Raw genomic sequence first — 14,777 nt, forward strand, 5'->3', positions numbered from 1 at the left:
AAGGTAAACGGTTGGAAAATAGTATTTGTTTATGAAATACCTGACATACCTTGATTAAGAGAGTGTGCCAAATTTTATGTGTTTTTCAGACAAAATCAGTGACAAAAAACTACTCAGGTCATTTTATTTGCTAGAAGTTTGATGCAGAATCACTCTTCGCCCCACTGATGGTGACTTTTACAACAAATTATATTAACAAAAAGATTAGCCAATGCTTGTCGTTAGGCTACTCAGATGGTGGATTATGCAAGTTTATATTATGCGTCATGGTGATGCAGCGTTACAGGCTGCGAGTGATGCGGCTAGAGTATTAACCCAGAAGGGAAAAGATGATTCGGCCTTGATGGCTCAATGGTTGAATAAACGTAACCCTGCCATTGATAATATCCTTGTTAGCCCTTATGTCCGTGCTGAACAAACATTGCAGGTTGTGCGAGAACATCTTAGCTTACCTCATCAAGCGACAGTCATGGATATGTTGACCCCCGGTGGTAATGCGGCATTTGTGGCTGATCATATTCGTGATTTGGCAATAATGGGCGCTAATGCAGTGCTGGTGGTTTCACATTTACCGCTGGTGGGGTATTTGGTGTCGGAATTATGCCCCCATGAGGCTCCACCTATGTTTATCACCTCCTCAATTGCATGTATTGAGTTGGATGTGAAACGTCATAACGCTCACCTTGAGTGGATGTTAAGTCCAGCACAGCTTTCTGTGAATCAGTAATCACGGATTTATGTTATCGATTTGCCCCTTAAGGGGCCTTGAATTTTTTAAACGTAAGTTTTTTTTCAACTGACTAAACAGTCGCTTGCTAGCGTCTAGTATGCTCTTGAGTTTCAATAAGTAGTAGCAAAGATGCATTACCTCCCCATTCTTTAGGTGCTTGATGGAAAGCGATAATATCAGGATGTTGTGCTAACCAAAGTGGGGTTTGCTGCTTTAAAATATGTTTACCATGACCATGCATAATACAGGCGCAGAAGACATTTTCGCGTTTACATGCTGCGATTAGTGCGCCAATTTCTTGTTTAGCTTCCATTTGAGTTAGGCCATGTAAATCGAGGAATAGTTCAGGAACATAGTCTCCTCTACGCAACTTTTTTAGCTCATACGGGTTTGACCCCGGTTTTAAATAGCGTGTAGGACCTTCATCTTCCAACTGGGGTTGGAACTCATCTGAAAAGTAAAATGAAGCATCAACTTGTTCTTGTTGTACTTTTTTTACAGAAGGTTGTGTCACTTTAGCGCGAATAGGTGGGTGCAGCATTTGATCTTGCTGAATTTTTTTGGTTCCGCGAATAGCCTCTTTAAACAGAAGAATATCATCTTCTTGTAATCCAAATTTATTTTTCATTTTTTATAAACTGTCTTTTTTCGTCAATCTTATTTTCTTTAGTGTAACCTATTTTGGGATGTGGCGGATATAACGTTGAGAGATAAGCTTTAGCTAACAATTTTTTAACTAAATATCCGAGTTTATATTGACAAGCGTTGTTTTATTAGGCTAATTGTATATACATATATAGACCTTTTATTCTAAACGCTATATTTAATGGCGTAGCACCTGTATCAAGCTGTTGTGTTACTGAGACTTTTTATCATCACATCTAAGCATGATTGACGTCATAGAAAACATAACAAATTGTTTTATCAATATAAAAAGGTATTACTAACCCTTATAGGACTCATTATGTCATTTAAAACACTTGCTCATGATGTTATTTGGCGAAATGGACGTATTGCAACCATGGATGCGAATCTCAATGTGGCGTATGGGCTTTTAGAAAATCACGATATGGTGACGCGAGATAACTTGATTGTTGCAATTGTTCCAAAGGGGGAACTTGATAGTCGTGATGCGAAGGTTATCGATCTCGAAGGGCGCTTAGTGACGCCAGGGCTAATTGACTGCCATACACATCTTGTTTTTGGTGGTAATCGTGCCGCAGAGTGGGAACAACGTATGAATGGTGTCTCCTATGAAGCGATTAGCCAGCAAGGTGGTGGAATTAATTCAACAGTTAGGGCAACACGGTCGCTCAATGAAGAGCAATTATATCAAGTCTCACAGCCGCGTTTAGAAGCTTTGATCCGCGAAGGGGTGACGACAATTGAAATGAAATCAGGCTATGGTTTGGACTTAGAAAGCGAGCAAAAGCAGTTGATGGTTGCAAAAAAACTCGCTGAATCCTATCCAGTGACCGTGAGTTCCACGCTATTATCAGCACATACTGTACCTCCTGAATATAAAGATAAATCAGATGAATATATTGACCTGATTTGTTGTGACATTATGCCTAAGTTGTGGGAGCAGGGGCTATTTGAAGCGGTAGATGTATTTTGTGAAAGTGTCGGTTTCTCACTTGAGCAAAGCCAAAAATTATTTTCTGCGGCTCAAAAGTTAGGCATTCCAGTCAAAGGCCATGTTGAGCAGCTATCAAATCTTGGTGGCAGCGAATTGGTGGCTAGTTTTAAAGGGCTTTCAGTTGACCATATTGAATATCTTGATCTTAAAGGAATTCGCGCATTAAAAGAGAGTGGTACGGTTGCTGTATTGTTACCGGGGGCATTTTATTTTTTAAGGGAAACGAAGTTGCCACCGATAGAGTTATTGCGTGAACACCAAGTTCCCATGGCAGTATCGACAGACTTTAACCCAGGAACAAGCCCTTTTGCATCGTTGCGAATGATAATGAACATGGCAGCCGTTTTATTTAGACTAACACCTGAAGAGATTTGGGCTGGCGTGACCTGCCATGCCGCGAAAGCTTTAGGTCGTGAAGATAGCCATGGACAATTAAAAACGGGCTATCAGGCAGACTTTGTCGTGTGGAATGCTGTCGATCCTGTTGAAATGATTTATGAGCAGGGGAGTCAGCCTTTGTATATGCGAGTTTATCAAGGAAGAATTAGCCATCAAAATGAATAACTAAACAGCGGGATATATTGTGCTAAGGGTTATTTAATAATGAACTAAGGTATCAATGGAAATATCCATCACACTATTTTTATTGATTCTGAAAAAGTAAGTTGAAAAACGTCCATTTATCCCGTTATTTGTTGGTTATGAAAGGTATTAAATCACTATCACAGTTCGCTTGATGGTTGCTGGTTGCTGGTTGCTGGTTGTGGTGATGAGTGGGGGAATGGGAATTTCAATATCGATAAGGTTTCCCCACTGCTTAGCAACAGGCGGCATTATGGAGCGCGTAAACTGAGCCTTATTTTTGATTTTTAAAGTGATTTATTAAATAATAAAATTCTTATTGCTTAATGTTATGAGTATTATCAATACTTTGTATTATGCAACTAATAGCCTATAAGATAGGGTGAATTGCTGTTTTTGAATCTTAATAGGCATACTCATTAGAGTGGAACTATTAAGTTTTATTTGCGACTGTCAGTATTTGTGTTGTTTGTTAGTACAACCCAAAGGTATGAAGGTAACCCTTATATTTCATGTGTTTATATTTTAAATACACGCGAAGGGTTTGGCATTTTACGTTTAAAATGGAAATAATTGTGACAGCCGATAAAAAGGGGAATCGGGACACGCCTATCCCACTCTACTTGCAAGTAAAACAATTGATCATAGAGAAAATCCATACAGGGCAATGGCAAGCGAATGATCGCGTTCCTTCTGAATCAGAACTCGTCAAACAGTTTGAATGTAGCCGCATGACCGCAAATCGTGCATTAAGGGAACTGACCGCAGAGGGATTACTAGTCCGCGTGCAAGGTATAGGTACTTTCGTTGCTGAGCCTAAAGGCCAATCGGCATTATTTGAAGTCCATAGTATTGAAGCTGAAATTCTTGCAAGAAATCATCATTATAGCTGTCGAATTATTAAATTAGAGCAGGTACCTGCTTCAATTTCACTGGCTAGTGAACTGAATATTTCCCCTGAAACCCCAGTATTTCATTCCATCATTGTGCACTACGAAAACGAAATTGCGGTGCAAATTGAGGATAGATATGTCAATGCATTGGCTGCGCCTGAGTATTTACAACAAAACTTTACGACCATCACACCCCATGATTACCTGTCGATGGTTGCGCCTTTAACTGAAGGTGAGCATATTGTGGAAGCGGTTGAGGCCGATGAGCGAGCCGCTAAATTATTGAATATTGCTGTGGGATCATCCTGTTTGTTAATTTCTCGGCGGACTTGGTCTCAATCTTTTGTTGTCACCAGCACTAAACTGCTCTTTCCAGGACATCGCTATAAATTAAAAGGGCACTTCACATCTTAATTAAAAAAAGCAACGCATTATTGTGTTGCTTTCTATCTTCACGTTAATCAATGCCTATACAGCCAGTATCCTGTTGCACAGACGATTATCAATATTGCACTGAAAATAAAAAACTTAAGCCATGAACGCTTTTTTGCAGCAGGTTGCGTATCAGTGGGCTGTGCATGAATTGTTGGTAGTGGGTCTACTTCAGTCTCAGTTGTCCACAGAGATTTAATGATCTGATGCAGCTTCAGTTGCATGTCATGTGAAAGAACAATAGACGCATTATTCTCATCCAAAATGTGGAGAGTCGTGGTGATTTTTTGTGAAAGGGCAATCAAGTAGCTGCCGCGGATCGCCGTATATTGACGTCCATGATGTTCAATATCATCAAGAATGGTTGTTGGATATTCCGTAGAGCCATCACTGTTCATATACGCGAATAGGGAGGGGGGAGAGTCACTATTATCCCCTGAAATCAATTCAAAGCTAATTTGTGAGCCAACTTTTTTTGACGCGATCCAAAATAGAGTATCACTCAAATGATGAGCAAACTCTTGGGTCAATTGCTCTAGCCTCTCACTATTAGTCTCATGTCGCCTCTTTGCAAATTGAGCGAATAGGTTGTTTTCCATGATTTATCCGAATTTAGGTGTGCATTTTTTATCTTTAGAGATTTTAAACACATAGATAAGGTAAATAGTCTGAATTGGTTAGTCTCTTTAGATAATTTTGCATTTTAAAAAGAAAACTGACATTGCGTGTGCGGAAAAACAAATGATGTGAACCAAATGTAAAATTAATGTGATCTGAGCTGCATAATTAGAAGAAAAATTAACCGTTTTAAACATGGTGGTTTTAGTCATTGTTATTGATAAATAATAAAAAATTGGGTTTTTTAATCTTTTTTTTCTTAATGGTCATGTTAAAAAGATTATTGATTGTACATGTATATACAACTATATCTATAGGGAGACATTATCAGTACAAACTGAATCTTTCGAAGAGGGTATGAATGTGACAACGATAAATAATAAATACAGGAATGGTGATATTAGGGCACCTCGTGGTAACGCTCTTAGTGCAAAGAGCTGGTTGACTGAAGCGCCATTACGCATGCTGATGAACAACTTAGATCCTGATGTCGCTGAAAATCCACATGAACTGGTTGTATATGGTGGCATTGGCCGTGCTGCTCGTAACTGGCAGTGCTATGACAAAATTGTTGAAACCCTCAAAAATTTAGAAAACGACGAAACCTTACTTGTACAATCAGGTAAGCCTGTGGGCGTTTTTAAAACGCATGAAAATGCACCTAGAGTGCTCATTGCTAACTCCAATATCGTTCCTCATTGGGCGAATTGGGAACACTTTAACGAACTCGATGCGAAAGGCTTGGCCATGTATGGCCAAATGACCGCAGGGAGTTGGATTTATATTGGTAGCCAAGGCATTGTCCAAGGGACATACGAAACTTTCGTTGAGGCAGGGCGCCAGCATTATAACGGTGATTTAACCGGACGTTGGGTATTGACGGCTGGATTAGGTGGTATGGGGGGCGCTCAACCATTAGCTGCGACGCTTGCGGGAGCTTGCTCACTGAACATTGAATGCCAACAAAGTCGCATTGATTTTCGTTTACGTACAGGTTATGTCGATGAACAAGCGACAGATTTGGATGACGCATTAGCGCGTATTAAACAATATACGTCAGAAGGGAAAGCCGTATCTATTGCCTTATGTGCTAATGCTGCGGAAGTCTTACCTGAATTAGTCAAACGTGGCGTTCGCCCTGATATGGTGACAGACCAAACGAGTGCCCACGACCCTTTGAACGGCTATCTGCCTATGGGTATGAGCTGGGATGAGTACCGTGAACGTAGTGTGAAAGACCCTGAAGGTACCGCAAAAGCTGCGAAAGCATCGATGGCGGAGCATGTTAAAGCGATGCTTGCATTTCAAAAGCAAGGTATTCCAACTTTCGACTATGGCAACAATATCCGTCAAATGGCTCTCGAAATGGGCGTCAAAAATGCGTTTGACTTCCCTGGGTTTGTACCAGCCTATATTCGCCCGTTGTTCTGTCGTGGCATTGGCCCTTTCCGTTGGGTAGCACTATCTGGTGATCCTGAAGATATCTATAAAACCGATGCTAAGGTTAAACAACTTTTATCTGACGATAAGCATTTGCACCGTTGGCTTGATATGGCGCGTGAACGCATTAGCTTCCAAGGTTTACCCGCACGTATTTGCTGGGTGGGTTTAGGAGATAGAGCTAAGTTAGGTTTAGCGTTTAATGAAATGGTGAGAAATGGTGAAGTTTCAGCGCCAATTGTTATTGGGCGTGACCACCTTGATTCAGGCTCAGTGGCAAGTCCAAACCGTGAAACGGAAGCGATGAAAGATGGCTCAGATGCGGTATCGGATTGGCCACTATTAAACGCACTGCTGAATACAGCAAGTGGAGCAACATGGGTTTCTTTACATCATGGCGGTGGTGTTGGTATGGGCTTCTCTCAGCATTCGGGGGTCGTGATTGTCTGTGATGGTACAGATGAAGCCGCTGAACGTATTGCCCGAGTGCTACACAATGACCCAGCTACAGGCGTTATGCGCCATGCCGATGCAGGTTATGATATTGCGATTGAATGTGCGCAAGAAAAAAATCTTAATCTACCGATGCTTAAAACACGCTAAGAGGTGCCAAAATGACTAAGTTAACTATTCATCCGGGTAAAATGACACTGAATGATTTGCGTCTTGTTCTTTCACAGGAAGTCATCGTTTCTTTAGACAAACGCTCTCATTCGGCAATTGAAAAAAGTGTGGCAACGGTAAATAAAATTATTGCTGAAGATAAAACAGCTTATGGCATCAATACCGGATTTGGCTTGTTGGCTAACACACGGATTGCGGCGAAAGATTTGCAATCATTGCAATGTTCAATTGTCATGTCACATGCTGCGGGTGTCGGTGAACCTCTTGATGATGAACTTGTCCGCTTGATTATGGTATTAAAGATTAATAGCTTAGCGCGTGGTTTTTCAGGTATTCGCTTAGAGGTTATTGAAGCGTTGATCGCGTTAGTGAACCACCAAGTTTATCCATTTATACCTGCTAAAGGCTCAGTAGGGGCATCGGGTGATTTGGCGCCACTAGCACATATGAGTTTAATTTTATTGGGGGAGGGTAAAGCACATTATCAAGGTAAATGGATCAGTGCGAAATCGGCTCTTGATAAAGCGGGATTAAAACCATTAAAGCTGGAGGCTAAAGAAGGTTTAGCGTTATTAAACGGTACTCAGGTATCGACCGCTTTTGCATTAAAGGGGCTATTTGAGGCAGAGAATTTGCTGCTAAGTGGTATTGTGTGTGGCTCATTGAGTGTCGAGGCAGCATTGGGGTCACGTAAACCATTTGATGCACGCGTCCATGAGGTTCGTGGTCAGAAAGGGCAAATCGATGTGGCGAAGCTGTTCCGTGATGTCTTAACACCAACCAGTGAGTTGGCTCAATCACACGAAAATTGTGTCAAAGTGCAAGACCCCTATTCATTACGTTGCCAGCCTCAAGTCATGGGCGCATGTTTGACACAAATTCGTCAGGCCGCCGAAGTGATCCTCATAGAGTCAAATGCGGTCTCTGATAACCCTCTCGTCTTTACAGATAATGGCGATATTATTTCTGGTGGTAACTTCCATGCAGAACCAGTGGCGATGGCGGCGGATAATATCGCGCTCGCGCTGGCTGAAATCGGTGCGTTGTCTGAACGACGGATTGCTTTACTGATGGATACTCACATGTCCCAATTACCTCCTTTCTTGGTGAATAATGGAGGGGTTAATTCAGGGTTTATGATTGCTCAGGTAACAGCGGCTGCTTTAGCAAGTGAAAACAAAGCATTGGCACATCCATCAAGTGTGGATAGTTTACCAACCTCGGCAAACCAAGAAGACCATGTGTCTATGGCTCCAGCGGCAGGGCGTCGTTTGTGGGAAATGGCGAAAAACGTGACGGGAATATTAGCCATTGAATGGTTGTCAGCGTGTCAAGGCATGGATTTCCGTGACGGCCTAAAGTCAAGTGAAACGCTAGAAAAAGCACGTAAGATCTTGCGTGAGAAAGTCGCTTATTACGATAAGGATCGCTATTTTTCACCGGATATCGATGCAGCAATTAACCTCATCGCTGAACACCAATTATCAATGTTATTCACAGAGGGCTCACTCTTTTCCAATTAAGTCTTATACATCACGCAAATAATATACTCTAAATCATTCAGGATGTAGCCGCCTAAGCCGTAGAGCAGTCTTGCTCAAAGGCTACATCTTGATGCATCGCGAGTGTAAGTGGTCGGCAATGTATCGACCGCTTGTAGTATTTATCTGCACGACCATTATTAAAAACAATTATTACAATAATACGAAGGATAAATCATGCAAAGCACAACAAAACTTACGCGCGGACTTTCGGCGCGGCACATCCGGTTTATGGCCCTTGGGGCAGCGATTGGTACAGGCTTATTTTATGGTTCGGCAAAAGCAATTTCTACAGCAGGTCCTGCGGTGCTGATTGCTTATATTATTGGCGGTGCCGCGGTCTTTATGGTGATGCGCGCATTGGGCGAAATGGCCGTACATAACCCCATCGCGGGCTCTTTCTCTCAATATGCGAGTCATTATTTAGGCCCGCGAGCAGGCTTTTTTGCAGGTTGGACTTACGTCTTTGAGATGCTCATTGTATGTTTGGCTGACGTGACAGCCTTTGGTTTTTACATGAAACTCTGGTTCCCTGACGTCGCTCAATGGATTTGGGTCTTGAGTATCATCTGTTTTATTGGGGCAATTAATCTATGCCATGTCAAAGTCTTTGGCGAAATGGAGTTTTGGCTCTCTATTATTAAAATTGTCGCTATTGTAGCAATGATCGTGGGTGGTGCGGCGATTATGCTGTTTGGTTTTGGACAAGCCTCTGATCATGCTGTTGGCATCGCTAACTTATTTGAGCACGGTGGCTTTATGCCAAATGGGGTTGCTGGTGTGATTGCGTCATTTGCAGTCGTCATGTTTGCTTTTGGTGGGATTGAAGTGATAGGTATCACAGCAAGCGAAGCGAAAAACCCTGACGTCACTATCCCTCGAGCAATCAACGCTGTACCTATTCGTATCCTATTATTTTATGTTTTAACCCTCTTTGTATTGATGTGTATCTATCCTTGGAATCAGATCGGGCAGCAGGGCAGTCCATTTGTTCAAATCTTTGATAGTTTAGGTATTTCATCTGCCGCGAATATATTGAACGTCGTTGTGATTACGGCAGCTATTTCAGCGATTAACAGTGATATTTTTGGTGCCGGTCGTATGATGTATGGCATGGCCCATGAAGGCCAAGCTCCGAAAGCGTTCACTAAATTAACTAAAAATGGTGTGCCTTGGATGACAGTATTGGTTATGTCACTTGTACTGCTCGTTGGCGTCATATTAAATTACTTGATCCCAGAAAAAGTATTCTTAATTATTGCTTCTATTGCAACTTTTGCCACGATTTGGGTATGGTTGATGATCCTCGTTTCACAAGTTGCGATGCGCCGCAAAATGACAGCGGAGCAGGTGAGTAAGCTGAAGTTTCCTGTGCCATTATGGCCGGTTGGCCCCGCGCTCGCCATCGTATTTATGTTGTTTATCTTTGGAGTATTAGGCTATTTCGAGGACACACGTATCGCCTTATATGTTGGTATTGTTTGGTTAGTCATCTTGGCCGGTGCGTATGCGCTGTGGGTGAAAAAACCTGAAACCACCAGTCAAACTCGCTATGAAGCGGAGTCGGTAGAATAACGAATGTTTTCATTTGGGCCTCCATGAGTGGAGGCCTAATCAGGTGAATTCTCTTTCTTGTCATTTCCTTATTATTTTATTGAATTAATCTGCTGATTTGTGTCTCACTTCATGGCAAACTTGAAGGCTTTCGATACACAGTCTGGAGAAACCCTTCTTGGAAAAGATCTTCGTTGATGAAGCTGTTGCTGAACTTCATACCATTCAGGACATTTTGCGTTGGACAATGAGCCGCTTTAATGCTGCCAATGTTTATTATGGTCACGGTACCGATAATGCATGGGATGAGGCGTTACAATTAGTATTGCCAACGCTTTATTTACCCCTTGATATACCGGATGAACTACTGACATCGCGCCTGACTCCGACGGAGCGTCATCGTATTGTTGAGCGTGTATTGCGTCGCATCAATGAACGGATTCCAGTTGCTTATCTCACTAATCGCTCCTGGTTCTGTGGTCACGAATTTTATGTGGATGAGCGTGTGCTAATCCCTCGTTCACCCATCGGTGAATTGATCAATAATCACTTTGTTGGGTTGTTAGCGGATGAACCTCAAACTATCCTGGATATGTGTACTGGTAGTGGTTGTATCGCGATTGCTTGCGCCTATGAATTTCCTGAAGCAGAAGTCGACGCTGTTGATATTTCGACGGATGTGCTGGCGGTAACAGAGCAAAATATTGCTAATCATGGTTTAGAACATCGAGTTATACCTATCCGCTCTGATTTATTCAGAGATATGCCAGACGTGAAGTATGATTTGATTGTGACCAATCCGCCTTACGTTGATGCTGAGGATATGGATGATTTACCGGAAGAGTTTCGTGTTGAACCCGAGTTAGCTTTAGCTGCGGGCAGTGATGGTTTAAAACTGGTTCGTCGTATCTTAGCTAATGCGCCTCGTTTCCTGACTGAAGATGGTGTGCTGGTTTGCGAAGTCGGTAACAGCATGGTCCATTTGATTGAACAATATCCAGAGATCCCATTTATTTGGTTAGAGTTTGAGTATGGTGGTGATGGTGTCTTTATGCTAACTCGTGAACAATTAGTTGAGCATCATGCACACTTTCAACTTTATATTGATTAAGTGAATCCTGCACGGCATTCTAATCAATCACAACATCACAATAACAATCATTGAATATTAAGTAGGAATTTGGCATGGCAGGAAATTCAATTGGGCAACTGTTTCGCGTGACGACATTTGGTGAATCTCACGGCTTAGCCTTGGGGTGTATCATTGATGGCGTACCACCAGGACTCGCCTTGACAGAAGCGGATTTACAGGGGGATCTTGACCGTCGTCGCCCAGGAACGTCTCGTTACACGACAGCACGCCGCGAGCCTGATCAGGTTAAAATTCTGTCTGGTGTGTTTAATGGCATCACAACGGGAACCAGTATTGGCCTGTTGATTGAAAATACTGACCAGCGCTCTCAGGATTACAGTGCCATTAAGGACGTATTCAGACCGGGGCATGCAGATTATACCTATGAGCAGAAATATGGTCAGCGTGATTATCGTGGCGGTGGGCGCTCTTCTGCTCGCGAAACAGCGATGCGTGTTGCAGCAGGTGCGATTGCTAAAAAGTATTTACAAGAGAAATTTGGTATTACAATTCGCGGCTGCTTGACCCAAATGGGTAGCGTAAAATGCGAAATCAAAGATTGGTCAATTGTGGAGCAAAATCCTTTTTTCTGTCCTGATCCGAGCCAGCTGGATGCACTCGATGAGCTTCTGCGTGGATTGAAAAAAGAGGGCGATTCCATAGGTGCTAAAGTCACGGTGGTGGCTGAAAATGTGCCTGCGGGCTTAGGTGAGCCTGTCTTTGACCGTCTAGATGCAGATATTGCACATGCCTTGATGAGCATCAATGCCGTTAAAGGGGTTGAAATTGGCGATGGGTTTGGGGTGATCGGCCTAAAAGGCAGTGAAAATCGTGATGAGATTACGCGAGAAGGCTTTACTTCGAATCATGCTGGGGGAATTCTTGGCGGTATCAGTAGCAGCCAGCCTATCATTGCCCATATTGCGATGAAGCCGACCTCCAGTATTACAGTGGCAGGTAAAACCTTAAATCGTGATGGTGAAGAGGTAGAAATGATCACGAAAGGTCGTCATGACCCTTGTGTCGGGATCCGTGCGGTGCCGATTGCTGAAGCGATGATGGCGATTGTTTTAATGGATCACTATTTACGTCATCGTGGCCAGTGTGCTGATGTTGTACCCGCGATGAAACCATTTAGCGAATTGTAATGGCCTATTCGTATGAGGGAGGAGATATCCTCCCTTATTTTAATGTGAAGGTTTGGATGACGCCTGCTTAAAAATACCTCATCTGGGCAGTGATACCCTGTTAGCCTTAACATACGTTATGTGTTGCGGGGTATATTACATATCTCAATCATGGCAATTCTGTAATTTGGATAAAAAATGGATTGGCTGACCGTTGTTGCACCTGAAGTTTATCTATTACTTTTTTGTGTTGCGTTGTTTGCAGGGTTTATTGATTCTATCGCGGGGGGTGGTGGCTTATTAACCATACCTGCACTATTGTCGGTTGGTATTACTCCTGTTGAAGTGCTAGCAACCAACAAGCTCCAAGCCGTTGGAGGATCTTTTTCATCGACGCTTTATTTTGTAAGGCGTAAGGCGATTAATCTGCGAGAGCAGATGTTCCCTTTTATCATGACAATCATCGGCGCCATGTTAGGTGCGATTCTCATCCAAATGATTAACACGGATTTTCTCAAACAGCTACTCCCTATTATGGTGATCTGTGTGGGTCTTTATTTCCTGTTATCACCTTCTATTGGTGCACAAGATCGTAAACAACGCATTAGTATGCCTGTTTTTGGGGTTGCTGTCGGGATGACTATCGGTTTTTATGATGGTGCATTCGGGCCTGGTACAGGGTCATTTTTAGCGTTGGGTTATGTATTGTTATTAGGTTATAACCTCGCGAAGGCGACAGCTCATGCTAAGCTATTGAACTTTGCTTCAAATTTTGGCTCTTTGATATTTTTTATTATCGGAGGTCATGTTCTTTGGGTCTTAGGTTTTGTTATGCTTGTAGGGCAAATGGTGGGAGCAAGGTTAGGCGCTCGTTTGGTGTTAACTAAAGGGCAAAAGTTGATCCGACCAATGATAGTCATCATCTCCTTGTTGATGAGTATTAAATTACTTCATGATAGCCATGGCGATGCCATTAAAGCTTGGGTTGTTTCGTTATTTTAAGATGATTTGAATTTCCATGAGTAAACACCATTATCAGCAGTTGATCGATATTTTCGAACAATGCTTTTACAAAGAATATAATACTAAATTGGTGAAAGGTGACGATGAGCCAATTTATTTGCCTGCCGATGAGCAAACACCCTATCACCGTATTGTGTTCGCGCATGGCTTTTTCACGAGCGCATTACATGAAATTTCACATTGGTGCATTGCTGGTGAAGCACGGCGTCAACAGGTTGATTATGGGTATTGGTATTGCCCTGATGGCCGTGATGAAAAAACACAATGTGAATTTGAAGTTGTTGAAATTAAACCACAAGCTTTAGATTGGCTGTTTTGTGTGGCGGTAGGTATCCCTTTTAACGTCAGTTGCGATAATTTAGAAGGTGATTTCGAACCTGACCGTATTGCATTCCAGCGTAAAGTACATGCCCAAGTGATGGAATATTTAGCAAATGGTATCCCTGAAAGGCCATTACGCTTTGTGAACGCATTACAATCGTTTTACAATACGCCACCACTTTGTGCAGAAGCCTTCCCTTATCCGGAAGACATTTTTGCCTAATGATAGATTAACGACAGTAAGGATTAAGCATGCTTGCCGATTTTGAAACACGCATACTGACAAAAATTGATGATATGGTCGAACACGCGAGTGACGATGAACTCTTTGCGGGTGGCTATTTGCGTGGGCATTTAACCCTTGCTGTAGCAGAACTTGAACAAGAAAATGAAAGTAGTGCGGATGCCCTTTATCAGCGTGTTGAAGCCAGTATTCAACAGGCCATTAAAGGCGGAGAACTCACACCACCTGATCAGGTATTGGTGTTAGATATGTGGAAATCATTACTTGATGAAGTACGTTAAGCGACTTGTCATTTTTTGTTAAAGGGGAGGAAACTCCTCTTTTTTTATAGGGTTTTTTATGTTTTTTATTCGTCAGGCCGTACCTTCTGATGCCAACAAGTTACCTGAAATTGAACGCTCGGCTGCGCAACTATTTCGTGACCATCACCAATATGCTTGGATTGCCGCTGATGATGTACAGTCAGAACAAGATCACTTAACACACATTCAACAGAATATGGAATGGGTTGCTGTTAATGATGACGACCAACCTATTGGTTTTATCAACGCTGAAAAGTTAACCGACAGCCTGCATATCAATGAAGTATCAGTTTGCCAATCTTGGCAAGGCAAGGGAGTCGGCCGGAAGTTAATTCTTCATGTTCTGAATTATGCATTGCAGCAGCAGTTTGCATCTGTTTCATTAACCACTTTCCGCGACGTTCCATGGAATGCGCCATATTATCAGCGCTTAGGGTTTTCTTTGATTGAAACCTCAGAGCTAAATTCGGAATTGAAAGCTATCTTAGCGCAAGAAGTTGAAGCGGGCTTTAATGCTGAAGAACGTTGTGCGATGCGTATGAGCCTGAAATCAATATAACCATATTGTGAGTTTG

The 14,777-nt window shown here is 42.4% G+C and carries 15 protein-coding genes; 12 read left to right on the forward strand and 3 right to left on the reverse strand.

What is annotated here, in order from left to right; genetic code table 11:
* The first annotated feature begins 244 nt into the window (after positions 1–244).
* Positions 245–727 (forward strand): phosphohistidine phosphatase SixA, encoded by a 483-nt coding sequence (gene sixA / locus P2E05_RS07760; protein WP_154623998.1) that lies wholly within the window; start codon positions 245–247, stop codon positions 725–727.
* 88 nt (positions 728–815) lie between these two features.
* Here the strand turns inward: sixA and smrB are convergent, their stop codons facing one another.
* Entirely contained in the window at positions 816–1,358 is a 543-nt protein-coding gene (smrB, locus tag P2E05_RS07765) for an endonuclease SmrB (RefSeq protein ID WP_154623999.1), read from the reverse strand.
* A gap of 336 nt (positions 1,359–1,694) precedes the next feature.
* Here smrB and hutI point away from each other — a divergent pair, with 336 nt between their 5' ends.
* Positions 1,695–2,933, forward strand: coding sequence for an imidazolonepropionase (gene hutI, locus P2E05_RS07770; protein WP_272657947.1), 1,239 nt, complete (start codon positions 1,695–1,697; stop codon positions 2,931–2,933).
* Between the two features lie 147 nt (positions 2,934–3,080).
* Here the strand turns inward: hutI and P2E05_RS07775 are convergent, their stop codons facing one another.
* Positions 3,081–3,203, reverse strand: coding sequence for a hypothetical protein (locus P2E05_RS07775; RefSeq protein WP_272657948.1), 123 nt, complete (start codon positions 3,201–3,203; stop codon positions 3,081–3,083).
* 311 nt (positions 3,204–3,514) lie between these two features.
* On the opposite strand from P2E05_RS07775, the gene hutC reads away from it, so the two are divergent.
* The gene (gene hutC, locus P2E05_RS07780; protein ID WP_163861087.1) at positions 3,515–4,258 is read left to right on the forward strand and encodes a histidine utilization repressor; all 744 of its coding nucleotides are present in this window, start codon (positions 3,515–3,517) and stop codon (positions 4,256–4,258) included.
* A 47-nt stretch (positions 4,259–4,305) separates the two neighbouring features.
* Here hutC and P2E05_RS07785 read toward each other — a convergent pair whose 3' ends face one another.
* Positions 4,306–4,875 (reverse strand): hypothetical protein, encoded by a 570-nt coding sequence (locus tag P2E05_RS07785; RefSeq protein ID WP_154624002.1) that lies wholly within the window; start codon positions 4,873–4,875, stop codon positions 4,306–4,308.
* A gap of 376 nt (positions 4,876–5,251) precedes the next feature.
* On the opposite strand from P2E05_RS07785, the gene hutU reads away from it, so the two are divergent.
* The 9 genes from hutU to P2E05_RS07830 all read left to right on the forward strand — a co-directional run bounded on the left by hutU (position 5,252) and on the right by P2E05_RS07830 (position 14,761).
* Positions 5,252–6,937, forward strand: coding sequence for a urocanate hydratase (hutU, locus tag P2E05_RS07790; protein ID WP_154624003.1), 1,686 nt, complete (start codon positions 5,252–5,254; stop codon positions 6,935–6,937).
* Between the two features lie 11 nt (positions 6,938–6,948).
* Complete coding sequence (gene hutH / locus P2E05_RS07795) at positions 6,949–8,481, forward strand: histidine ammonia-lyase (RefSeq protein ID WP_272657949.1); 1,533 nt, start codon at positions 6,949–6,951, stop codon at positions 8,479–8,481.
* Positions 8,482–8,676: 195 nt separating this feature from the next.
* Positions 8,677–10,074 (forward strand): amino acid permease, encoded by a 1,398-nt coding sequence (locus P2E05_RS07800; RefSeq protein ID WP_154624005.1) that lies wholly within the window; start codon positions 8,677–8,679, stop codon positions 10,072–10,074.
* A gap of 157 nt (positions 10,075–10,231) precedes the next feature.
* A complete protein-coding gene (gene prmB / locus P2E05_RS07805) occupies positions 10,232–11,164 on the forward strand; it encodes a 50S ribosomal protein L3 N(5)-glutamine methyltransferase (RefSeq protein ID WP_154624006.1) in 933 nt (310 codons plus the stop codon).
* A 74-nt stretch (positions 11,165–11,238) separates the two neighbouring features.
* Entirely contained in the window at positions 11,239–12,333 is a 1,095-nt protein-coding gene (gene aroC, locus P2E05_RS07810) for a chorismate synthase (protein ID WP_154624007.1), read from the forward strand.
* Between the two features lie 177 nt (positions 12,334–12,510).
* The gene (locus tag P2E05_RS07815) at positions 12,511–13,314 is read left to right on the forward strand and encodes a TSUP family transporter (protein WP_163861094.1); all 804 of its coding nucleotides are present in this window, start codon (positions 12,511–12,513) and stop codon (positions 13,312–13,314) included.
* A 16-nt stretch (positions 13,315–13,330) separates the two neighbouring features.
* Positions 13,331–13,879: an elongation factor P hydroxylase gene (locus P2E05_RS07820; protein ID WP_154624009.1), complete on the forward strand. Its 549-nt coding sequence runs from the start codon at positions 13,331–13,333 to the stop codon at positions 13,877–13,879.
* A 29-nt stretch (positions 13,880–13,908) separates the two neighbouring features.
* A complete protein-coding gene (locus P2E05_RS07825; RefSeq protein WP_154624010.1) occupies positions 13,909–14,181 on the forward strand; it encodes a YfcL family protein in 273 nt (90 codons plus the stop codon).
* 58 nt (positions 14,182–14,239) lie between these two features.
* Positions 14,240–14,761, forward strand: a complete 522-nt coding sequence (locus P2E05_RS07830) for a GNAT family N-acetyltransferase (protein WP_250000333.1) — start codon at positions 14,240–14,242, stop codon at positions 14,759–14,761.
* The last annotated feature ends 16 nt before the right edge of the window (positions 14,762–14,777 follow it).

It is taken from the genome of Providencia stuartii, from assembly GCF_029277985.1.
Taxonomy (GTDB): Bacteria; Pseudomonadota; Gammaproteobacteria; order Enterobacterales; family Enterobacteriaceae; genus Providencia; species Providencia zhejiangensis.

Excerpts from the sequence above, each read along its gene's own strand:
- sixA (WP_154623998.1), top strand. The coding sequence starts at position 245 with ATGCAAGTTTATATTATGCGTCATGGTGATGCAGCGTTACAGGCTGCG.
- smrB (WP_154623999.1), bottom strand. The coding sequence starts at position 1,358 with ATGAAAAATAAATTTGGATTACAAGAAGATGATATTCTTCTGTTTAAA.
- hutI (WP_272657947.1), top strand. The coding sequence starts at position 1,695 with ATGTCATTTAAAACACTTGCTCATGATGTTATTTGGCGAAATGGACGT.
- P2E05_RS07775 (WP_272657948.1), bottom strand. The coding sequence starts at position 3,203 with ATGCCGCCTGTTGCTAAGCAGTGGGGAAACCTTATCGATATTGAAATT.
- hutC (WP_163861087.1), top strand. The coding sequence starts at position 3,515 with ATGGAAATAATTGTGACAGCCGATAAAAAGGGGAATCGGGACACGCCT.
- P2E05_RS07785 (WP_154624002.1), bottom strand. The coding sequence starts at position 4,875 with ATGGAAAACAACCTATTCGCTCAATTTGCAAAGAGGCGACATGAGACT.
- hutU (WP_154624003.1), top strand. The coding sequence starts at position 5,252 with ATGAATGTGACAACGATAAATAATAAATACAGGAATGGTGATATTAGG.
- hutH (WP_272657949.1), top strand. The coding sequence starts at position 6,949 with ATGACTAAGTTAACTATTCATCCGGGTAAAATGACACTGAATGATTTG.
- P2E05_RS07800 (WP_154624005.1), top strand. The coding sequence starts at position 8,677 with ATGCAAAGCACAACAAAACTTACGCGCGGACTTTCGGCGCGGCACATC.
- aroC (WP_154624007.1), top strand. The coding sequence starts at position 11,239 with ATGGCAGGAAATTCAATTGGGCAACTGTTTCGCGTGACGACATTTGGT.
- P2E05_RS07815 (WP_163861094.1), top strand. The coding sequence starts at position 12,511 with ATGGATTGGCTGACCGTTGTTGCACCTGAAGTTTATCTATTACTTTTT.
- P2E05_RS07820 (WP_154624009.1), top strand. The coding sequence starts at position 13,331 with ATGAGTAAACACCATTATCAGCAGTTGATCGATATTTTCGAACAATGC.
- P2E05_RS07825 (WP_154624010.1), top strand. The coding sequence starts at position 13,909 with ATGCTTGCCGATTTTGAAACACGCATACTGACAAAAATTGATGATATG.
- P2E05_RS07830 (WP_250000333.1), top strand. The coding sequence starts at position 14,240 with ATGTTTTTTATTCGTCAGGCCGTACCTTCTGATGCCAACAAGTTACCT.